13 protein-coding genes and 1 pseudogene are annotated in these 22,019 nt (G+C 63.0%); 8 read left to right on the top strand and 6 right to left on the bottom strand.

Translation table 11 applies throughout. The annotated features are described in order from the left end of the window. Positions 1-305 precede the first annotated feature (305 nt). A pseudogene (locus GE073_RS24185) lies at positions 306-1,564 on the top strand (IS256 family transposase). A gap of 686 nt (positions 1,565-2,250) precedes the next feature. Here the strand turns inward: GE073_RS24185 and GE073_RS24180 are convergent. Beyond that, the gene (locus GE073_RS24180) at positions 2,251-3,006 is read right to left on the bottom strand and encodes an SDR family NAD(P)-dependent oxidoreductase (protein ID WP_153784568.1); all 756 of its coding nucleotides are present in this window, start codon (positions 3,004-3,006) and stop codon (positions 2,251-2,253) included. A 142-nt stretch (positions 3,007-3,148) separates the two neighbouring features. On the opposite strand from GE073_RS24180, the gene GE073_RS24175 reads away from it, so the two are divergent. Next, complete coding sequence (locus GE073_RS24175) at positions 3,149-4,405, top strand: helix-turn-helix domain-containing protein (protein WP_153784567.1); 1,257 nt, start codon at positions 3,149-3,151, stop codon at positions 4,403-4,405. A 134-nt stretch (positions 4,406-4,539) separates the two neighbouring features. Beyond that, complete coding sequence (locus GE073_RS24170) at positions 4,540-5,664, top strand: SGNH/GDSL hydrolase family protein (protein WP_153784566.1); 1,125 nt, start codon at positions 4,540-4,542, stop codon at positions 5,662-5,664. A gap of 195 nt (positions 5,665-5,859) precedes the next feature. On the opposite strand, the gene GE073_RS24165 is transcribed toward GE073_RS24170, so the two are convergent. Together GE073_RS24165 and GE073_RS24160 are read right to left on the bottom strand one after the other, a co-directional pair. Further along, on the bottom strand, positions 5,860-8,118 hold the full coding sequence (locus GE073_RS24165) for a M56 family metallopeptidase (RefSeq protein WP_153784565.1): 2,259 nt from the start codon (positions 8,116-8,118) through the stop codon (positions 5,860-5,862). Further along, a complete protein-coding gene (locus GE073_RS24160) occupies positions 8,115-8,501 on the bottom strand; it encodes a BlaI/MecI/CopY family transcriptional regulator (protein WP_028600181.1) in 387 nt (128 codons plus the stop codon). The genes GE073_RS24165 and GE073_RS24160 overlap by 4 nt, the downstream gene beginning before the upstream one ends. Before the next feature lie 200 nt (positions 8,502-8,701). Between GE073_RS24160 and GE073_RS24155 the strand changes: the two genes are divergently transcribed. The 3 genes from GE073_RS24155 (at position 8,702) to GE073_RS24145 (ending at position 12,330) form a co-directional block, all read left to right on the top strand. Next, positions 8,702-10,501, top strand: coding sequence for a stalk domain-containing protein (locus GE073_RS24155; RefSeq protein WP_194843481.1), 1,800 nt, complete (start codon positions 8,702-8,704; stop codon positions 10,499-10,501). A 125-nt stretch (positions 10,502-10,626) separates the two neighbouring features. Further along, positions 10,627-11,118 carry a pyridoxamine 5'-phosphate oxidase family protein gene (locus GE073_RS24150; RefSeq protein ID WP_028600183.1) on the top strand — a complete coding sequence of 164 codons (492 nt, stop codon included), beginning with the start codon at positions 10,627-10,629 and terminating at the stop codon, positions 11,116-11,118. A 222-nt stretch (positions 11,119-11,340) separates the two neighbouring features. Next, positions 11,341-12,330 (top strand): Gfo/Idh/MocA family protein, encoded by a 990-nt coding sequence (locus tag GE073_RS24145; protein WP_228551767.1) that lies wholly within the window; start codon positions 11,341-11,343, stop codon positions 12,328-12,330. A 559-nt stretch (positions 12,331-12,889) separates the two neighbouring features. Here GE073_RS24145 and GE073_RS24140 read toward each other — a convergent pair. Continuing rightward, positions 12,890-14,146: an MFS transporter gene (locus GE073_RS24140; protein ID WP_153784563.1), complete on the bottom strand. Its 1,257-nt coding sequence runs from the start codon at positions 14,144-14,146 to the stop codon at positions 12,890-12,892. Between the two features lie 390 nt (positions 14,147-14,536). Here GE073_RS24140 and tnpB point away from each other — a divergent pair, with 390 nt between their 5' ends. Both tnpB and GE073_RS24130 read left to right on the top strand, forming a co-directional pair. Next, positions 14,537-15,625, top strand: coding sequence for an IS200/IS605 family element RNA-guided endonuclease TnpB (gene tnpB / locus GE073_RS24135; protein ID WP_153784562.1), 1,089 nt, complete (start codon positions 14,537-14,539; stop codon positions 15,623-15,625). Between the two features lie 307 nt (positions 15,626-15,932). Further along, complete coding sequence (locus GE073_RS24130) at positions 15,933-19,838, top strand: S-layer homology domain-containing protein (RefSeq protein ID WP_194843480.1); 3,906 nt, start codon at positions 15,933-15,935, stop codon at positions 19,836-19,838. 69 nt (positions 19,839-19,907) lie between these two features. On the opposite strand, the gene GE073_RS24125 is transcribed toward GE073_RS24130, so the two are convergent. Both GE073_RS24125 and GE073_RS24120 read right to left on the bottom strand, forming a co-directional pair. Next, entirely contained in the window at positions 19,908-21,194 is a 1,287-nt protein-coding gene (locus tag GE073_RS24125) for a sensor histidine kinase (RefSeq protein ID WP_323744210.1), read from the bottom strand. Then, a complete protein-coding gene (locus tag GE073_RS24120) occupies positions 21,191-21,868 on the bottom strand; it encodes a response regulator transcription factor (RefSeq protein ID WP_153784560.1) in 678 nt (225 codons plus the stop codon). Before GE073_RS24120 ends, GE073_RS24125 begins: the two co-directional genes overlap by 4 nt. Positions 21,869-22,019 lie beyond the last annotated feature (151 nt).

The raw sequence follows: 22,019 nt of genomic DNA, 5'->3' as shown, positions 1-22,019 counted from the left end.
CCAAGGCAGAAAACTGCCTTGGATCCGGCCCGACGGCCGGAATCGGCGAATCCAAGGCAGAAAACTGCCTTGGATCCGGCCCGTCGGCCGGAACCGTGGATCCAAGGCAGAAAACTGCCTTGGATCCGGCCCGACGGCCGGAACCGGCAAATCCAAGGCAGAAAACTGCCTTGGATCCGGCCCGGCCGGAGTTAAGTCCATATAATTGTGTAAAATGCTCCTGACCATAAAAAGAAAAGCCATGGTAGGACTCTCGGTTAGAATGGAAGTTGTCGAGACCAACATTCCAAGGAGAGTGCCTACACATGACTCAATACCAGATTACCGTAGATCAGGACATTTTGCACCAGCTGTTTATCGGAACCGATCGGGACGCGGGAGTGGCCCGCTTGTTGGAGACGGTGCTGAATCAGGTGCTGACAGCCCAGGCGACAGATCAGCTGGCGGCGCAGACGTACGAGCGCACCAGCGAGCGCAAGGGCTATCGCAACGGCAGCTACGAGCGCGACGTCATTACCCGCGCTGGCAGCGTCACCTTGCGCGTCCCCCGGTTTCGGGACGGCTCCTTTTCTACCGAGCTTTTCGCCCGGTATCAGCGCAGCGAGCAAGCGCTGGTTCTCTCGCTCATGGAAATGGTCATCAACGGCGTGTCGACGCGCAAGGTGACTAAAATCACCGAGGAGCTGTGCGGAACCGAGTTCTCCAAGTCAACGGTCAGCCACCTGTGCAAGCAGCTGGACCCGGCTGTCCACGACTGGAACAACCGCTCTCTGGCCGACCACGCCTTCCCCTTCATCACCATCGATGCGATCTACGTGAAGGTGCGTGAAGAAGGCCGTATCTGTTCTCGAGGCGTTCTGGTGGGCTACGGCGTGAACGAGCAAGGCCGGCGTGAGATTCTGGGCCTGCGCGTCGACGACACCGAGTCGGAGGAGAGCTGGGGCGCCTACTTCCGCTGGCTGAAAGAGCGCGGCCTGCACGGCGTAGAGCTCGTCACGAGCGACTATCATGGCGGGCTGGTCAAGGCCATCGAGAAGGAGTTTCAAGGGTCTCGTGGCAGCGGTGCCAGACGCACTTCATCAAGAACGTGCTGAACGCAGCGCCCAAAGCGCTCCAAAGCGAAATCAAGAGTCGCGTCCGATCGATCTTCGATGCGCCCGACATGAAGACGGCTCGTTCCTATCTCGAACAGACGCTTGAGGCGTATGCCGAGACAGCACCCAAAGCGATGAAAATACTGGAGGACGGGTTCGAGGACGCCGTCGCGGTGCTGGCCTTCCCGGAGGCCTACCGCGTGCGGCTGCGCACCTCCAACGGCATGGAACGCCTGAACGGGGAGATCCGCAGGCGCGAGACGGTCATCCGCATCTTTCCCAATCGCGCTTCCGTCATCCGTCTCATCGGAGCCATGCTCATGGAAGAGAACGAGTACTGGATGACGAAGAAGCCGTACATGGACATGACGGACTTCAAGGCGTGGAAGAAGCAGAAAGCCACTCAGGGCGCCGGCTCGGAGGAGCAGGAAACCAGCACCACCATGACGGAAGCGACGGACAGCCTTTAAACCCGATTCCATTTTCTACCGAGAAGTGTTTTTACACACAATTATGGACTTGACCCCCGGCCGGCCGGAACCGGTGAATCCAAGGCAGAAAACTGCCTTGGATCCGGCCCGACGGCCGGAATCGGCAAATCCAAGGCAGAAAAGTGCCTTGGATCCGGCCCGACGGCCGGAATCGGCGAATCCAAGGCAGAAAAGTGCCTTGGACCCGGCCCAACCGGCCGGAACCGGCGAATCCAAGGCAGAAAAGTGCCTTGGATGCGGCCCGACCGGCCGGAACCGGCGAATCCAAGGCAGAAAACTGCCTTGGATCCGGCCCGACCGGCCGGAAACGCTGAACCCAAGGCAGAAATGTGCCTTGGATCCGGCCCGACCGGCCGGAAACGCTGAATTCAAGGCAGAAAACTGCCTTGAATCCGTCCCACCGGCCGGAACCGGTGAATCCAAGGCAGAAAAGTGCCTTGGATCCGGCGCGACGGCCGGAACCGGTGAATCCAAGGCAGAAAACTGCCTTGGATCCGGCCAGCCAGCCGGAACCGATGGATCCAAGGCAGAAAACTGCCTTGAATCCGTCCCGTCCCGCCGGTTCCGGCGGTCCATCCGCCCATCGCCATCAACCGCAAAAAAGAGAAGGAGCCGAGCTTGCTCGGCTCCTTCTCTTTTTTGCGACTTTCCCGTCCGTCCGCGCCTTACAGCGTGAGCCCGCCGTCGGCGACGACGATCGAGCCGGTCATGTAGCTGGCGCGATCCGAGGCCAGGAAGCAGGCCACCTCGGCGAGCTCGTCCGGCTGGGCGTAGCGGCCCATGCGCATGTTGCCGACTTCCTCCGGCACGTAGCCGCCGGACAGGAACGCCGCCTCGACGCCCTTCGTCAGCGCCGTCTCGACGCCGCCCGGGCAGATGGCGTTGACGCGAATGCCTTTTTTCGCATATTCGATCGCCGCGCCCTTCGTCAAGCCAACGACCGCATGCTTGCTCGCGGAATAGGCCGACGCGCTATGCTCGCTCTTCACGCCCGCGGTGGAAGCCGTGTTCACGATCGAGCCGCCGCCCTGCTGCTCCATCACCTTCAGCACATACTTCATGCCGAGGAAGACGCCGCGCACGTTGACGCTCATGATGCGGTCGAACTCGCTCTCCTCGATGTCGGCGAGCCGGTTGAACTTCTGCACGATGCCGGCGTTGTTGAAAAAGACGTCGATCCGGCCGAAGGCGTCGACGGCCGCCTGCACATAGCGCTGCACGTCCTCGGCCTTGGAGACGTCGGCCTGGACGAAGATCGCCTCGCCGCCCTGCTCCTGGATCAGCCGGACCGTTTCCTGGCCTCCGGCCTCGTTGAAGTCGACGATGACGAGCTTGGCTCCGTAGCCGGCCATCTTCAGGCTCGTGGCGCGGCCGATGCCGCTGCCTCCGCCGGTGACGAGCGCGATTTTTTCGTTAAGCATATGGGAATCATCCTTTCGGAGAGAGTGGGATCTGCTGCTCCTCCATTGTAGAGCGCTTACATCGGCGTTCCTTGTTCTTTTCTCCGATTTGTAGTACTTTTTTCACATCTTGAGATCGGCCGGCAGCCGAAGGGGGACGGACATGAACAAGCTGGAGCAGCTGAGGGAATTCGGAAGGCTTCTATACGACGCCCTGCAGGTGCCGGTCTTCATCGTCCATCCAGGGCGAAAAATCGAAGCGGAGCACGCCCCCGCCGCGCTCCGGACCAATCCGTTCTTCGCGGCCGTCCGCGACCAGGTCGCCGGCGCCGAATATGCGCTTGTGGCGGCCGACCAGCCGATCCGCTTCACGCGCTCGCGGCTGCAGTACCTGTTCGTGAACGCGCTGGACGACGAGCGGCTCGCCGGCACGATCGTGCTCGGACCGTTCGCGCAGGAGCGGGATGCGGGCGACGGCCTGGACGAGGGGCTGGCCGCGCTCCATGCCGGCAACCGGCGCCAGCTGCTCGAGCTGTACGAGGCGGTGCCGCTGCTGGAGCCGGAGCGGGCCGCCGCGATCGGCCTCATGGTCCACTTCGCGGTGCGCCGGACGCCGGTCGATCCGGCAGCCGGCCTGCTCGCCGAGGCGCCGCTGCAGGAGCCGGCCTCGGCGGAGCGGCGCGGCGCGGAGGCGGAGCTGTCGCGCAGCCGGCGCAGCGGGCTGCAGCATGCCAATCTGCCGCATGAGCGCGTCTTGCTGCACTACGTGCGCACCGGGGAAAAAGAACGGATGCGCGCGTTCGTCATGGAGTTCATCGTCGGCGAGGAGGAATTCGGCGTGCTCGCGCGCCGCAGCCGCCTGCGCAGCGAGAAGAACCTGATGATCACCGGCATCGCGCTCATCTGCCGGGCCGCCATCGAGGGCGGCCTGCCGGAGGAGACGGCTTTCACGCTCAGCGACTACTATATTCAGCAGCTCGAGGACCAGCCGTCGCTGCAGGAGGTCGGCGCGGTCATGACCAAGGCGCTGTTCGACTTCGTCGACCGGGTGGCGCAGGAGCGCCGCGGCCGCTTTTCTCCCGCCGTGCAGGACTGCCTCCATGAGATCGCCAGCGGGCTGTACGGAGAGCTGACGCTTCCCCGGCTCGCCGAGCGCGCCCACCTCAGCCCCAACTACCTGTCCGGCCTGTTCCGCCAGGAGGTCGGGCTGACGATCTCGGCCTACATCCAGCGCGAGCGGATCGAGGAGGCCAAGAAGCTGCTCTCGCTCACCGACTACCCGGTCGCGGACATCGCGGCGTGGCTGAGCTTTCACGATCAGAGCTACTTCATCAAGGTGTTCAAGAAATGGGAGGGCCAGACGCCCCGGGCGTACCGGCGCGCGGAGCGGCGTCCGGCGCGGAGGCTGCCGCAGGCTTGACGATCCCTCTGCCGAGTGGAACGATAAGGAGGAGATCGGCGCGGCCTAACCGTTAGGCTGCGCCGCCCGTGGGCGCTGGACCCATGCACGGATGCAGGGCTCGCGCGAAAAGAGCCGACGAGGGGGATGCGAGAATGGAACGGAAGATGCGGACGATGGCGCTGGAGGATGCGCCGCTGATCCGAGCGCATGGGAGGACAGGGCCGTCGCGCTCGCCGCTCGCGCTGTTCTGGACGGGCAGCGGCATCGAGCTGGTCGTGACGGGGACGGAGCTGTGGCTGGAGGTCGAGGCTTCGTTCGGATCGTATGAGCCATGGTTCAGCCTGCTGGTGAACGGGGCTCCGGTCAGCCGCCAGATGGCGCAGGAGGGCCGACGCTGGGTGCCGGTGTTCCGCGGGATGGACCCGCGGACGGCCAAGCGCGTGCGTTTCGTCAAGGAAACGCAGGCAATGAGCGGAGATCCGGCCTGCGCGCTGCTGCTCCACGGCCTGCGCACGGACGGGGAGCTGCTGCCGGTGCCGGAGCGGGCGCGCCGGATCGAGTTCGTCGGGGACAGCATTACTTCCGGCGAAGGAGCGGTCGGGGCGCAGGCGGAAGAGGACTGGATCCCGATGTGGTTCAGCGCGCTCGACAGCTACGGCTGGCGGACGGCCGAGGCGCTGGACGCCGACTGCCGCATCCTGTCGCAGAGCGGCTGGGGGGTGCTCAGCGGCTGGGACAACGACCCGCGCTCGCGGATGCCGGCGGTGTACGAGCAGACATGCGGCCTGCTCGGCGGCGAGCGCAACGCGGCGCTCGGCGCGCTGGAGCCGCATGACTTCGGCTCCTGGCAGCCGGATGCGGTCGTCGTCAACCTCGGCACGAACGACAGCGGCGCGTTCCGCTCGCCGCAGTGGACCTGCGCGGAGACGGGGCAGACGTTCAAGCAGCGGCTGAAGGACGACGGCAGCTTTCACGAGGACGATCTGGGGGCGTTCGAGGCGGCGGCCGAGCACTTCCTCGGACGGCTGCGCGCCTGCAATCCGCAGGCGTGGATCGTCTGGGCATACGGCATGCTCGGCATCGAGATGATGCCGAGCCTCTATCGCGCCGTCGACGCCCATGCGAGGCGCACCGGCGACCGCCGCGTCGCCGTGTTCCAGCTGCCGGCGATGACGGCCCGCACGCAGGGCGCCCGCCAGCATCCCGGCGCCGAGGCGCATCGGCTGGCGGCGGAGGCGCTGGCGGAGCATTTGCGGGGGCTGCTGCACGAACGTTGACAGCCGACGGCCGAGCCCCGCGCGCTGCTGGCTGACCGCATGCCGCCGCAAGTGTCGGCGAGCTCTTTGCCGCTAGGGGCAAGGCGGCGGCGCTACTAGCTTTCGCCAGGTCTCGACGATTGGCAAAAGAAGCGTCCGTCCAAGCTCTTGCGAGCCGGAACGGACGCTTCTTTTTTTCTTTCCGGTGAAGCCTTCCTACCTCTTCGTCAGTCCGATCAGCTCTTTCAGCACCTCATGGTGGAACCCGTCCATGCCGCGGAAAAACGCCACGTAATGCCGGCCGCCGCTTTCCCAGATGTAGTAGGTGTGGGTGCGGTCATCGTTGTAGCCTTTATCGAATCCATATGGATTTGTTGCGGAATTGCTGTCTTTCACGACTAATAAATCCATGCCGTGCAAGCTTATGCGGCTTGGGGGAATCAGCTTGTCCGCCTCGACGAGGGGGCCGCTGCCTTGATAGAAGGATACCGTATCGTTCCGATCGCCTATGGGGGCATTGGAAGGCGCGCGGTAGGTGCTTTCCAGAGAATCGCTCACAATTAGCGACGGATAGCTAATATTCCGTCCCCCCCGCTGGAGCATAACCGCATTATCAAGCGTCAGCTTCTCTGTCATGATCGTCTTCGGCAGCATTGGCTCGAAGCCGAGGATTTTTGTCGCAGCGTCCAGATCTTCGGTATCGTAAAGCGGAAATGGTTCGCCTGCTCCGCTGTAGTCCGTCGCCTTTACTTGATCCGGCCAGACGAACGAGCGGAGCACCTGATCACGCTGCGCGTCGCTGAGGTTCATCCAGTGCTGAGGCGTTCCTTCCTTCTGGCTATGGTTCTCGCTGAAATAATCGAGAGCGTACCAGACGTCTCCGTCCTTCCAAATGAATGTCTTGGCGTGCTCGGGAAGATGCCAGGCATAGTTCTGGACCTCCGTGACGAGCGTGCCTTGGATACCCGCGAATTCGGCCGGCTCGTGCCGGAACGCAATCGGCTCCGGTTTTCCCCACATCGCCGGAGCGTTCGTCCAAAATTCCTCGCCTGGCTGCACGCGATACGTCTCTCGCAGATCGTTAAGCGAGGCCTTAAGCTCGAACCTCGGAACGTAGCCCGCTGCAGGGCTCATGGAGACGAACCCGACGGTGACCCGGTCTTTTTCCTCTTCTCGGACGGCCTGGTCGACGTTTAAGTGGCTCATTTTATACCCCTGCGGCAGATCGTCCGGCACTTTAAAGTCAAAGTTCGTATGGACGCGCAGCCGATCCAGACTGGAAAACCATTTGAAGTCATCCATGTTGCGGGTGATGCCGAGAGATCCAGGCCCGCGGCTGTCACCCTTCGCCGAGACCGTTTCGAGCGTCTTCGGCCCTTGAAGCGGGGCGGAGGCCATCATCAGCAGCACGGCGCTGGCGGCGAGCGCCAGTACGATGATCGGAAACGAAAGGCGATACGAGCCTTCGCGGAAGCGCGCGATCATGGCGATCCGCCGCTTCAGCTCTCCGCGCTTCTGCGGGAACAGCGCGAACGGCAGTCCCGGCGCCGGGCGCGGGCCGGGGCGGCGGGCAAGCTGGAGCAGCGTCATGCCGTAGGAGGAGCCTTCCCGTTCGCCGAGCGCGTCCAGCACGCCGGCGTCGCAGGCGATCTCACGGTCGGCCTTCATGCTCCGCAGCGCCAGCCAGACGAACGGATTGAACCAGTAGATCGCGGCGACAGCGGCCCAGAGCGCGCCGACCCACACGTCCTTCCGCTTCACATGGATCAGCTCATGCAGCAGCACATGCGTCAGCTGCCGGGAATCGGCTTCGGCGGCGAACCCTGCGGGCATGTAGACGGCAGGCCTCATCCAGCCATAGACGAAAGGACCCGCTCGCCCGGGCAGCTCGTACAGCCCGATGCGGCGCCGGATGCGGAGCCGCTGCCGACACGCTTCCAGGGCGAAAAGGACGGAAGCTTCCTGAACCGGTACGGCATGCTTCAAGATACGGCGGAAGCGCAGCGCGGCATAGAGGCCGGTGCCGCCCAGCGCGAGCATTCCTGCCAGCCAGACGAGCGCGCCTAACGTCAGCCAGAGGCTGAGGGCGGAAGCAGCCGGATCCGGCGCTGCAGCAGCAGTCGGCTTGTCTGAATCCGTTGTGCTGATTGCGCTGGCCTCGGCGCCAGGAGCCGCCGGCTGAGCTGCTGCCGGGAGGCTGGCCGGACCCGATGCGGCCGACTTCGCAGGAGCTTCCGAGACGACGCTGGAAGCTTCCTGAACCAGCGCCGGGACGACCCGGAATAGATTGAACGGCGTTTCCGGCAGCGCCGGAACGAGCAGCTTGACGAGCACGAGCAGCCAGAGCAGCGGCATGACGCGCGGCAGCAGCCGCCCCTCGCGCCAGCGGCGGAGAAGGAGCACGAGCGCGATGAGCGCCGACGAGCCGATGGAGGCCTGGAGCAGCAGCAGGAAGATCGCCTCGAGCGCGCTCATGCGTCGCCGCCTTTCTTCTGCTTGTCCAGCAGCCGCTGCAGCTGCTCGATCTCTTGATCGGACAGCCTTTCTTCCTCCAGGAACTTGGCGCACATCATGCCGATCGCTCCGTCATAGACGCGGTTCAGGAACGAGCGGTTCTCCGATCTCAGGTACTCGTCGCGCGTGACGAGCGGATAGTAGAGATACGTGCGGCCGGACTTCTCGAAGCGGATCGCTTCTTTATTGAGCAGGCGGTTGAGAAAGGTCTTGATCGTCTGATCCGACCAATCCATCTGCCGCTGCAGGCGTTCGATGATCTCGCTGGCCGTGAGCGGCTCCTGCTCCCACAGCAGCTTCATCACCTCGCTCTCCGATTCGCTGATGCGGATGGGGGCGTTCATTCGGAATTCCTCCTTTTCCTTGAACATCTACACATGTAAACGATAGGTATAGATTACAGGTGTAAATGATGGAGGTCAAGAGAAATCTCGGAACGCGTGCGTGGAGCGGCGGGCAAGAGACGGGCTCAGGATGGAGGCAGGAACATTCTTCCGTCGACATCCGTCTATTCGTGAAGACCCCCATAAAAAGGAGACCCGACATGAAAAAGACTGCGCTCGCCGTTCTCGCGGCCGCCCTGTGGGCTGGCGCCGCGCTTGCTCCCGCCGATGCGGCGGACAGCGGCGCTCCGGCCTCGACGTCGCTGAAGCAGGCGTTCGACCGGACCGTCATCCTGCCCTACGACTTTCAGCAGAAGGTGTTCATCCGCGGACAGAAGACGGACCTGTACCTCGACTACAAGCTCGTGCAGCGCGAAAGCCGCGTCTTCGTGCCGATCCGCCTGCTGAGCTACTTGGCGGGAGAAGCGAACCGCTCCGGCGGCATCTGGGAAACGATCTGGGACGCCAAGCGGCCGAATGAGGTCGTGCTGACAAATGCCGCGCTCAAGAGGACGATCCGCTTTGCCGTGGGCAGCCGGACGATGGAAGTGAACGGCAAAGCCGTCGCGATCGACGTCGCCCCGTACAAGGTGAACGGCACGATCCTGCTGCCGCTGCGCAGCGCCTCGAGCGCGCTGGAGAAGGAGATTCAATGGCTTGACGGGCTCATCCTCATCGGCGACGACAAGATCGATCCGAAGCTTGCCGATACGCGCTCTCTGATCGATCCGATCAAGCGGCAGCTGACGGACAAGCGTACGCGCGCCGAGGTGGAGAGCTCGACCGGGTTGCTGGCAAGGTCGGGTAACACTTCGTACTACTACCGTGCGTTCTATACCGCCACGGCGACGTCCGAGCTGCTGTACAAGCAAAAAGACGGCGGCAAGCCGGTCCGGATCGAGCTGCCGGGCAAGCCGGTCCTCAGCCAGGCGAAAGCGGCGGACGGCAAGGTCTACTATCCGACGGTCATCAGCGGCAAAGCGGAGCTCCACGCGCTCGATCCGGCGACGGGCAAGGCGGCCAAAGCCGCCTCGCTGAGCGGCTGGAAGCCAAGCGACGGCTGGCTGGAGGCAGTGGTCAAGCTGGAGGGCCAGCTGCTGGTCAACCTGCATTCCGGCGATCTTACGATGGGCTCGGAGACGCTGTACCGGCTGGACGGCGGGTCGCTCAAGGAGGTCGGAGGCGGCAAGAGCCTGATGGCCTATGCCCGCTCCGGCGACCGGCTGCTGTACACTAACTTTCACTTCATGACGATGCAGCCGGGCAACCTGAAGCAGGTCGACCTCCGTACCGGCAAGTTTTCGTCCATCGGCGACAGCGCCTTCACCTACGGCATCAATCGGACGGTCTCAGGCGGCAGCGTCGGCCATGTCGGCAGCGACAAGCTGTACGTCAAGGACGGCAGCGCCTATGCGCTCGGCTATGAAGAGGCGGACCAGACGGCGACGAGCGCCGTCTACCGGATCCCGCTGGACGGCGGCGCGCAGACGAGGCTGACTCCATCGGCCTCCGACTTCTGGCTGGAAGGCGCCTCCGTCTACTATGTGGACCGCGCGACCGGCAAGCTTGGCCAGGCCGGACTCGGCGGAGGCGCGAGCCGCATCGTCGTCGACCGTCCCGTCTTCGACGTCCGGCTGCATGGAGGTAGCCTGTACTACCGGGCGCAGCCGGTCGGGACCCGTCCGAGCGATCTGCATGCTCAGGCGGGCGATCTGTACCGCTACGATCTGGCGGCCGGGCGCGAGATCAAGTTGAGCGACAAGCCGGCCCATTCGTACGAGGTCGGACCGAAGGGCGTCTATTACGTCTCAGATGGCTATGAGCCGGGACTGTACAAGGTCGGAGCCGACGGCAAAAGCACGGCGATCGTCCGCGACAATGTCGCTGCGACGCTGCTGACGGACAGCGGCATCGTCTATACGCTCACGTACAAAAGCGGCGTCTTCGCCGCCGGCGGTTGAGCGTAACATTTGTGCAGGGCGGCCTTCCTCGCGGGAAGGCCGCCTTTTTTGCGCGTCAGCAGAACGATTGGAACTTATCGATTCCGTGTAAAAAGGGAATACAAAAGCGGAAGAGGTGATGCATCATGTCGGAAAAGCAGACGACCCATGAACAAGCGGTGGAGAAGGTGCGGGAGCTGATCGACGGCATCGAGACCGCGATGCTGACGACGATCGCGGAGGAAGGCCTTGTCTCGCGGCCGATGAAGACCCAGGAGATCGAGTTCGACGGCGACCTGTGGTTCGTCACGATGAAGGATACGGCGAAGTACGGGGAGCTGCGGCGCGATCCGCGGGTCAACGTCGCTTATGCGGGCAAGTCATTCGTCTCGATCCGCGGCAAGGCGGAGTTCGTCGAGGATCTGGAGAAGAAGAAGGCGTTCTGGAACAAGGCGTACGAAAAGCTGCTCCATGCCTCCTACGACGACCCGAACGTCGTGCTCGTCAAGGTGAACGCCGAGGCGGCGGAGTATTGGGACACGGCGAATAAATTCGAGGCGGCCAAGCTCATGCTGCACCGGCTGACCGGCGCCGGCTCGGGCGACAGCAAGCTGAACGAGACGGTTGAGCTGCAATAGGCGGGGTTCCGCCGCAGGACGAGCCTGGAAGCCGAGAGTCGTTATTCAAGCGATGCTTGAGTGACGGCTTTTTCGGCTGTCCGCCAAGCGGTCCGAAAAAAGGGCCGCCCGAGGGCGGATGGCATGCCCCGTCCCTCTTTTCGCAGCCGTGAAGGAACCGCGAAGCGCCGGGTCGAACCCTTAGAGAGACCGAACAATATAAGGCATCAGGGGGAGCTAACCATGGACAAGATCCGGATGGCCGTCATCGGCCTGGGCAATATGGGCAAGGGCATGTCGCTGCGCACGCAGCCGAGGTTCGCGGAGCAATGCGAGCTGGTCGCGGCGAGCGAGCCGCGCGCGCAGACGCTGCGGGAGATCGGGGAGCAGCGGCCCGGAATCGCGCTGTACGAGGATTGGCGGCTCATGCTGGAGCGGGAGAAGCTCGACCTCGTCTACATCGCTGTCCCGCCGTCCCTGCATCGGGAGACGGCCGAGGCCGCGATGGCGAAGGGCATCCATGTCTTTTCCGAAAAGCCGCTGGCGAGCAGCCTCGAGGAGGCGGAGCGGATGCGCGCGGCTGCGGAGGCGGCCGGCGTCGTGAATGCCGTTCATTTCTCCTTCCCGCAGGACCCGGCCGTGAGGGAAATGCGCCGCCTGCTGCTGGAGGAGCGGACCGTCGGAGAGATCGAGAGCATGGAGCTCATCCTGGAGTTCCCGCAGTGGCCGCGCGCCTGGCAGCAGAACGATTGGATCACGACGCGCGCGGAAGGAGGCTTCCTGCTCGAGGTCGGCATCCACTGGATCCACATGATCCAGCAGCTGTTCGGCGACATCGTCGGGGTGCGCAGCCAGGTCGACTACGGCGACGGAGCGGAGGCGAGCGAGACGCAGGCCGAGGCGGAGCTGACGCTGGCGGACGGCAAGCGGATCCGGCTGACGGGGCGCACGCGCGGCGTAGCGGAGGAGCGGGTGTCGATGGTGATTCGCGGCCGAGACGGCGTCGTCGCGCTGGAGAACTGGCGGCAGCTGCTCGCCGGACGGGACGAGGCCTCGCTCGAGCCGGTGGAGGTCGCCGAGGACGAGGGACCGCTGCCGATGCTGAAGCAGGTGCTGCGCCGCATCCGCGGCGAAGAGGCGATCGTGTACGACTTCGCCGACGGGGTCAAGGCTCAGGCTGTGCTGGAGGCGCTGCATGACCCGGCTTATCGGGACGGCAAGGAGCTGCGCTAGCGCCCAGGCGCCCTACGCGCGGAAAAACCGCGCGAAGCGCACGCTGCGCTAGCGCCCAGGCGCCCTACGCGCGGAAAAACCGCGCGAAGCGCACGCTGCGCTAGCGCCCAGGCGCCCTACGCGCGGAAAAACCTCGCGAAGCGCACGCTGCGCTAGCGCCCAGGCGCCCTACGCGCGGAAAAACCTCGCGAAGCGCACGCTGCGCTAGAGCCCAGGCGCCCTACGCGCGGAAAAACCGCGCGAAGCGCTCGCCGCGCTAGCGCCCAGGCGCCCTACGCGCGGAAAAACCGCGTGTAGCGCACGCCGCGCTAGAGCCCAGGCGCCCTACGCGCGGAAAAACCGCGCGAAGCGCTCGCTGCGCTAGAGCCCAGGCGCCCTACGCGCGGAAAAACCGCGTGTAGCGCACGCCGCGCTAGAGCCCAGGCGCCCTACGCGCGGAAAAACCGCGTGTAGCGCACGCCGCCCGCGACACCAATACAAAAAAGCTGCCCGAATGATCCGGGCAGCACGGCCGTTCCCGGCGAGGGGGCGGCTTTTTTCTTTTGCCTGCGTCAAAAATCTACGCCTGCGCCGGCACCTGCGCCGGCTGCTCCGGAGCCTTGTGCCTGGCGATCGGCAGCATCGCCAGCGCGCCGAGCAGGAACAGCAGGCCCGAGCCGCTGTAGATGGCGACGAGCGGGAACGCGCTCTTCAGCACGCCGGCCAGCGACATCGACACGACCATCATGCCGATGAACAGCGGGTTGAGCACGCCGTTCACCCGCCCGACGATCGACGGCTGCGACCAGGTCAGGATCATCGTGCTGATGCCGATGTGGATGCACGGGAAGGCGAGGCCGTTGATGAACTGGGTGACGAGCGTCACCGGCACGCTCGTCGAGAAGCCGACGATGACCGTGCACACCGCGCTGAACAGCATGCCGGTGGCCAGCAGCAGCTGCGGAGGGATGCGCTTCGCGAACGCGGCGACGACGCCTCCGCCGATCAGCATCGCGACGCCGCTGACGACGAGCAGGTACTGGAGGAACTCTTTGTCCTGGCCGAGCCGCTCCGTCACGATGAACAGGTTGAGCGCCTGCGCCAGGCCGACGGCCAGGCCGGCGAGCAGGAAGGCGATGCCGAGCGTCCGCAGCACCGTGCTGCGCCAGACGTAGCGGAAGCCCTCGGCGAGCTCGCCCCAGAACTGTCCGCTTGCGCCGGCCTCGCGCGGCTGCGCGAGATCCTTGGGCAGGCGCACGAGCACGAGCGCCGACAGCAGGAACGCCGTGCCCATGACGGCGATCGACGTCTCCAGGCCGAAGCGGCTGTAGACGAACGTGCCGAGCATCGGCCCGAGCACCATGAACGTCGCCTGCAGCGACTGGAACAGCGCCATCCCTTGCTGCATCTGGCTTTCCGGGACATGCTGCTTGAACAGGCGCATGCCGGACGGCTGGGAGAACTGGGACAGGATGGCGGAGATGAACGCGACCAGGTAGATCGACTCCCAGCTGCCGAAATGGACGGCCAGCAGCACGGCGAAGACGGATACGGCCGAGAGCAGGTCGCACCAGACCATCGTCCGCTTGGGCCGCCAGCGGTCGGCGAACGTGCCTCCGATGAACGAGAAGATGAAGATCGGGGCGAACTCGGCTACGCTGATGAGCGAGATGGCGATCGGATCGTCGTTGGTCTTTTCGGCGACATAGAGCAGGATGGCGAAGTTGCGCACCCAGATGCCGATCTGCAGCGTCATGCTCGAGAGCAGGATCGTCTGCAGGAACCGGTTGTGGAAAAGGCTCGGCGAAGATGGTAGGTTCGTGGATGGAGCATCCATGGAATCAGCCCCTTTAAGGTTAGGAATGGGAAGAGGACGGCATGCGCCGGAGTCGATGCGAACCTCCGTTTCCCAGTATAACCTTATCGGGACTTCGCCTTTCAGGGGCAAAACATCTTTATCCAAACTATACCAGAAATGAAAAAAGGCGAGCTCATGGCGGGCTCGCCCGGCTGTATGCCCGATGATCGTCTTTGCGTCAGGTTCTGGAGCTGGCTTCTCTGCTTGCGGCGGCTTGATCCGGGTGCTTCTGAGGTCGTATTCTTTTAGAAACATTTATCATTACAGTCGAGAAGACTCCTCCCTCTTAGGGAGGAGATGAATCGGCGGTTTTGGTGTTTTGGGCGAACGTATGTGCTATAATGTCAAAAAACATCCATGAGGTGTGGCATGTTGGTGCATAAGGCGTACAAGTACCGGATCTACCCGTCTGTGGAGCAGCAACAGCTCATCGGGCAGATGTTCGGCTGTTGCCGGTTTGTCTTCAATTATTTTCTGAGCCTGTGGAACGCACGTTCTGAAGAAACCGGCAACGGGCTGTCCTACAACGCCTGTGCCGCACAGCTGCCTGCCTTGAAAGGCGAGCACGAGTGGCTCAAGGCGGCCGACAGCATTGCCTTGCAATCGGCCGTTCGACATGTGGCGGATAGCTTTAACCGCTTTTTCAACCGTCAGAATCGACAGCCACGGTACAAGAGCCGCAAAAATCCGGTGCAGAGCTATACCACTCGGCAGACGAATGGCAACATTGCGGTGAACGGCAATCAGCTCAAACTGCCCAAGCTCGGCTGGATCCGCTTTGCGGCATCCAGACCGCTGGAAGGCCGAATCCTCTCGGCCACGATCCGCCTAAATGCGGCAAGCAAATTCTTTGTCTCCATCGTCTGCGAGGTCGACGTCCAGCCTTTGCCGGAGGCGAATAAGACCGTCGGCATCGACCTGGGACTGAAGGCATTTGCCGTCTGTTCGGACGGACTCCGTGTCGAGAATCCCAGGGCGTTCCGCCGCTACGAGCGCAAGCTGGCGGCTTGGCAACGCCGCATGGCTCGCCGCACGAAGGATGGAGCCAACTGGCAGAAGGCCAAGCGCCAGGTCGCCCTCATCCACGAGAAGATCGCCCACGTTCGGCACGATTTCCTGCACAAGCTGACGACGAAGCTGGTTCGTGAAAACCAAACGATCCACATCGAAGGCTTGCGGGTGGCGAACATGCTGCGGAACCCTCGTCTGGCGAAGTCGATCGCCGATGCGTCCTGGAGTGAGTTTCGGCGACAGATAACCTACAAGTCGGAGTGGTATGGTCGCCAGCTGAAGGTGGCCGACTCCTTTGCGCCAACGAGTCAGACGTGCCATGTCTGCGGCCACGTTCACCCGGAGGTCAAGAACCTGACCGTTCGGGAATGGACCTGTCCCGTCTGCCAGACGCTGCATGATCGGGACGAGAACGCCGCACACAACATCGAACAGATGGCTGTCTAACAGCCTTACCATATGAACTGCGGGAATCGCAGGGATCGCTTGGTGAACTCTGCTTCGATAGAAGCAACTACCCAAGAATCCTTCACCTCTTAGGTGAGGGAGTGTTCAAATGGAATATTTTAAAAAAAAGCCGTAAATTAGGAGGGGCTCTTGATTCGTAGAGGAGAGGCAGGACAGGACGATGAGAAGAATAGTTACGAAGGGGTTAAGCGCATTCCTAGCGGCGGCAGTCCTATTGTCGGGAGGGGTTTCAGGACTCGGGGCAGCCGGCACGGCGCATGCCGAGAAAGCTCCGCAGGCAGTGACATTGAAGCAGATCGGAACGATTCCGCTGGCAAACGAGCTGACGGACTGGGACTTGGACGAAGCGAGCGGAAAGCTGTATGCGATCTCCAAGTCAGCCAACACCTTGACCATTGTGGATACGGCCACGCAGCAGGTGGAAAAGGAGCTGACGGTCGGCTCCATGCCGTCGGATCTGGAGCGGTACGGCAACGAGCTGTATATCGCCTCCTCCGGAGCGACATCGATTCGGGTCGTGGACATGACGACGCAAACGCTCGCTTCGGTCATCGAAACGACGTACAGCCCTCTGCAGCTGGCTGTAACCTCGCAATATATATTCTATACAAGCGGCGGCTCATGGAATACGGTCTATAAGCAGGACCGTTCCACGGGGGTTACGACCCGATTTGCAGAGTCGTACTCCGATGCGGTCCTGAAGGCGGATGAGAGCCGTCGTCTGCTGTACATCGGCGAGACGGGGAGTACAGGCTCCAACTTGTTGTCCTATGAGTACGACACCGGAAGGAAGAGGGGCGAGTCCAACTACCGAGGAGGGTATGGATTCGAGTTTCCAGCTCCGTACATCGGTCTTGACGGGGATGACGTCTTCTATGCAGGCTCGCGTCTGGATGCGCTCGACTTGACGTGGATCAAAGGCATGTACCCGAGATCAGGCAGCTACTCGTATCTGATTTCCAAGCTGATGGACCAAAAGGGAGAGCTGATCCTGACCCACCAAGGCCTGTACAGCCGGGATCGCTATCTGCAGCTGGCCGGATTTCCTGGAGACGTTTTCGCCGAGGCGGAGCGCGGACAGATCGGGGACGGCAGGATCTACGTGCAGAAAGGCCGGTGGGATGCCAAGGAAATTGAAGTCTACGAGCTTCCGGAGAAGCTGATGCAGCCTGAATTCAAGCTGCAGGCGGCATCCGGCTTCCACGCCGTGCCGAACGCCCCGCTTTCGAGCATCGTCTCGGACGAGACTTATCTCTATGGCGTGTCGAAGGACACAAACGAAGTCGTCAAGCTTTTGAAAAGCGACCTGTCGGTCGTGGAGAAGGCTTACGTCGGCTCCCAGCCCGCTCATCTGGAGCTGCAGGCCGGAAAGCTTTATGTGGCCTTCCATGGGGAAACCGCGATCGGCATCCTCGATGCATCTGCTCTTGGGAGCGGAGTGCAGCGGGTCCGGACGTCGTCCAATCCGCAGCGGCTGCTTCCCGCAGGCTCCAAGCTTTTCTACTGGGGCGAGGAAATGAATGGAGAATTGCGCCTTGCAGGCAGCGGAACGAATCAGCCCGTCTTCGCCTATCCGAACGATCCGTCCCAAGGCCAAGCGGTCTACGATGCGGCAAGCGGCAGCCTGTACGTCGCTACTTACAGCAAGATCAGCCGCTATGATGCAGCCACCCTGCAGGAGCTCTCCTCGACCTCCGTTGCTTTCTCCTCGGGCGACGGTCCCGTCCTGCAGGATGGGACGAGCCTCTATCTGGGCAACGTCAGGCGGAGCAAGAGCTCTCCTGCCCAGATTCTCGGAACCTACCCCGAACGGCCGCTTGCCGTGGGCAAGGAATTCGTCATCGGAAGAAAAGCGGTCTACGGCCGGGATTCCTACGCCAAGATCGCCGACCTGCCGTTTGAAGTCAAGGAGGCTCATGTCGCTGCGGACGGAACGATCGTGCTGGCCACGGACAGCCGGACGTATCGGTTCGCGAATCTGGACGGGCTGGAGGAGTACGTCCAGACGATGCTCATGCCGAGCGATGTGCAGCTGGAGTATGGCTATTCCAGCCCGAACTCCTTCCAGGGCAAGCTGTACCTGACTCCTGGAGAAGATTCCGAGATGGTGAGGGGCTACGTGGCGGAGCTGAGGGATGCATCCGGCAAGAGTCTGTCCTCCAACCTGTCAATCTACTCGGAGGCCAAGCTGGAGGACGGCACAGTCGTCCTCAAGGCCAGCGTCTATGATGCTCCTGCTCAAGCGGTCTCCCTGGCCGTGTGGCCCCGCACGGACAACTATGACTGGAAGCCGCGCAAGCCGGTCGTGCTGCCGTTCTGGAATTTCCCTGAGGCATTCGCCAAGGAGTTCTCGCTGGCGGAGCTGCCGGCAAAGGACGGGGAGCTGGAAGGCACGTTGACTTGGAAGCCTGGCGTGGAAAGAACCGCCATGACCTACAAGCTGTACTGGATGGGAGAGGACGATCTGCTCGGCGAGGCGATCGCTTCCGTTCCGGGAGGCAAAGCCTCCTATAGCCTGAAAGTCGGCCCTGTGCGGATTCCGGACAAGGCGGTCGGCCTGGCTCTGGTCCAGAGCGGCGCGGATGGCGAGGCGCCTTTATATCAGTACCTCGTCCTGAGTCGTTTTGAAAGCTCGCCGCCAGACGCGCGAGATATCTCTTTGTACAAGTATCTGTACGCGAGCGACCGGGTAGAGGTCAGGAATCTGGCGGCTGGCGACATGATCCGTGTCTATCATTCGAATTACGCGCTCCTTGCCTCCGGCAAGCCCTCCTCGGGCAGCAGCTCCGTTTCTTTGGATACAGGCGACATGGGATCGCCAGGAGGTACGGTCTTCATTACGCGGACGAGCCAAGGCAAGCTGGAAAGCGAGCCTGTCGCCATGACCATTCCGGCGATGATCATAGATACCCCTGGCGGCGGCGTCAAGCCGACTGCGCCCCCGGCCGGCGGCGGCGGGGGAGGAGGCGGAGGCGGCATGATCGGCGGCGGCGGCGGAGCGCCGGCGCCGAGTCCTACGCCAGCGCCGGCGAAGCTCGATGTCAAGGAAGAGACCGACGCGAATGGAGTCGTGACGGCGGTCATCGGCTTGAATGCGGCCTATGCGGCCGGCCAGCTCGCAGGGTCATCGGACGTCCGGGCCAAGAGCGAAAGCAAAGCCGGACAAATTGTTTTCCAAATCGAATCGGGAGCGGTCCAATCGGCCGCGCAGAAAAACGGCCGCCTGATTCTGGAAACATCGGTCGGAACCTGGACCGTTCCTGCCTCAGCCCTAGCCTCGAACATGCCGGAAGCGAGCTCGCTGCGGCTGTCCATTTTCGTCCAGGATGCCTCGCTTGGCGCGGAGCTGCGCACATCCAATAAAGGCGCGATGCTAGGCTCTGTCGTCAAATTCGATCTGGCGGCAGTTCAGAAAGACGGGTCCGTCCAGGACTTGAACGACTATGGGCAGTACGTGGGGCATACCATCCTCGTTTCCGGCAGCACGCCTGCTTCTCAGATCGGAGGCTACCGGCTCAACCCGGAAACGAACCGGTTCGAACCGGTTCCCGTACGAGTCGACTCCGCTTCAGGCGGTGCGAACGTCACGATGTACAGCCTGAAGGACGGATTGTTCGCGGTCGTCAAGAAAGCATCGTCCTTCAAGGATGCGACGGGAAATGCGGCGTACGACTCCAGCATCCTGACGCTGACTGCGCGCGGCGTCTTGAACGGCTATTCGGACGGGACGTTCCGGCCGGACGGCAAGGTGACGCGGGCCGAATTCGCCGTCATGCTGAGCAAGGCGCTGGGCTTGTCGCCGTCCGCGAGCGGCGAAGCGGCGGCGGCCTTCAAGGATGTCGCTGCAGGAAGCTGGTACAGCGATGCCGTCAAGCTGGTCGCAAAGGCAGGCATCATCAACGGATACAGCGACGGCGCGTTCAAGCCGAACCAGACTATCACGCATCAGGAAATGATGGTCATGCTTGTCAAAGCGATGCAGTTCAGCGGCTACAAGTCCATCTCCGTAGACATGATCGCCACGCCGAGCCTCTCGGCATGGGCTGTAGAGTCCTATCGCCAGGCGATCGGCTCGAAATTGATCGGAACCGCGAACGACCCGTTCCATTTCGAAAGGAACGCATCAAGCAGCCGCAAAGAGAGCGCCTTGCTGCTTCAGCGTCTGCTGGGAGAAATTCTCTTCCAGTCCTGATCCTCTCCGGAAGCTGCAGCACGAAGGGCCTTCTTCCACCGTTCCTGGTGGGAGAAGGCCCTTTTTTCGTCATCCGCCCAGCTGCATATAAAAGCTCGTCTCCGCGCCCGGGACGCTTTTCGCGTACAGGCGCCCTTTGTGCTGCTCGACGATCGAGCGCGCGATGGCGAGGCCGAGGCCGTACCCGCCCTGCTTGCGGGAGCGCGAGGCATCGACGCGGTAGAAGCGGTCGAAGATGCGCTCCAGATGCTCCTCGGGGATGCCCTCGCCGGTGTTCGTCACCTGCAGCAGGCAATGATGATGCTGCTTCTTGAGCGAGATCGCGATCCGTCCTTGCGGGCCGGCGTACTTGATCGCGTTGTCGAGCAGGATGAGCACGACCTGGCGGATCTGCTCGGCGCTGCCGACGGCGGTCAGCCCCGGCTCGATGTCATAGTCCAGCTCCAGCCGCCGCTCGTAGACGACGGCTTCCATCGTCAGGATGACGCTCTCCACCGTATCGCTCAGGTCGAACGGCACCTGCAGCGGCTGCTCGCGCGCGTCCTCCATTTCCGTCAGGTAAAGGAGGTCGGTCGTGAGCCTCTTCATGCGCTCGGTCTCCGACTTGATGCGCTGCAGCCACTTGGCCTGGCTGTCGATCGTCTCGGAGCCGCTCGCCAGCAGCACGTCCGCGTTCGTGTTGATGACCGCGAGCGGCGTCTTGAGCTCATGCGAGGCGTCGGCGATGAAGCGCCGCTGCTTCTCGAACGCCTCCCGCACCGGCTCGATCGAGCGCCCGGCGAAATAGCGGCTGGCGAGGAAGATGGCGGCGAACATGACGAGCGCGACGGCGGTGAACGTGTAGATTAGATTCGTCAGGATCGTCTGCTGCGCGCTCACGTCGAGATAGACGATGGAGTAGCCTGCGCCGTCCGGGCGCTGCTGCACGCTGTACGCCCAGCGGGTCCCGTCGAGGGTGAAGCGGCCGATTTCGACCGGGCTTGCGACCGCTTCGTCCTTGGCCTGCTCGTAAAAGTCGTCCTCCATGTCGAAGCGGGTCGACTTGGAGAGCAGGTTCCACTCGCTGTCGGTGTGCAGCGCGAACGAGACGGAGCGCTCCGGCGGCGGCTCCATGCGTCCGCCGGGCTGGAACGGCCGGAAGCCGTCGCCTTTTCCCCCGTCCTGATGCGGCCCGGCGCCTGGCCCGCCCAGATCGTTGCGGTAATAGTCCGCCACGCGCAGCAGCTCCAGGCGGATGTCCTGGTTGATGTTCTGCACGGTGATGCCGTAGATCGCGCCGAAGGCGGCGAGCATGAGGATCGAGAACAGGCCCAGGTTCAGCAGCAGGAACCGGTTGCGCAGCCGCTGGAACATCATGTCCCCTCCTCCAGCACGTAGCCGACGCCGCGGATCGTGGCGATGCGCGCCTTCGCCTTGAGGAAGGCCAGCTTCTTGCGCAGGAAGCTGACGTATACCTCGACGTTGTTCGGCTCTGCGTCGGAGTCGAAGCCCCACAGCTTCTCGATGATCTGCTCCTTGCTCGTGACCGCCGCGCGGCGCGTCATGAGCAGCTCCAGCAGCTCGCTCTCCTTCAGGATCAGCTTGAGCTCCTTGCCCCCGCAGCTCAGCTTGAGCGTCTGCGGGCTCAGCTCGATGTCGCCGAAGCGCAGCCCCTCCTCCGGCAAAACCTCGCCCTTGCGCCTCAGCGCCGCGCGGATGCGCGCGAGCAGCTCGCCGGTATCGAACGGCTTGGCGATATAGTCGTCGGCTCCCGTATCGAGGCCGGCGATCTTGTCGGCCGTCTCGCCCTTGGCCGTCAGCAGGATGACCGGCGTCGCGACGCCTTCGGCGCGGAGCGCCCGCAGCACCGAGATGCCGTCGCGCTCCGGCAGCATGATGTCCAGCAGCACGAGATCGTAGATGCCGCTGAGCGCGTGGTCGAGCCCTTCCTCGCCGTCATGCGCCAGATCGACCGAATAATGATGCTTGCGCAGCACCTGCGCGAGCGCTTCGGCGAGATTCGTCTCGTCCTCCACGATCAGAATCCTCATCGCAGTCCCTCCTATCGCCTGCGGACCCGGCCGCTCCCGGTCCCGCTTCGTTTCTCTTGTTCCCTTGCGCTTATTTTAAGAAGCGAACCTTTAGCCAACCTTAACCGGCGGCCTGTACGCCCTAAGTGTAGCATGTCCGGCGGGGTTTAAG

Origin of the sequence: Paenibacillus sp. B01 (genome assembly GCF_009649995.1) — a bacterium.
Classification (GTDB): Bacteria; Bacillota; Bacilli; order Paenibacillales; family Paenibacillaceae; genus Paenibacillus_O; species Paenibacillus_O pasadenensis.
Note: the sequence above shows the minus strand (reverse complement) of the source record. Positions and strands in the feature narration are given on the sequence as shown.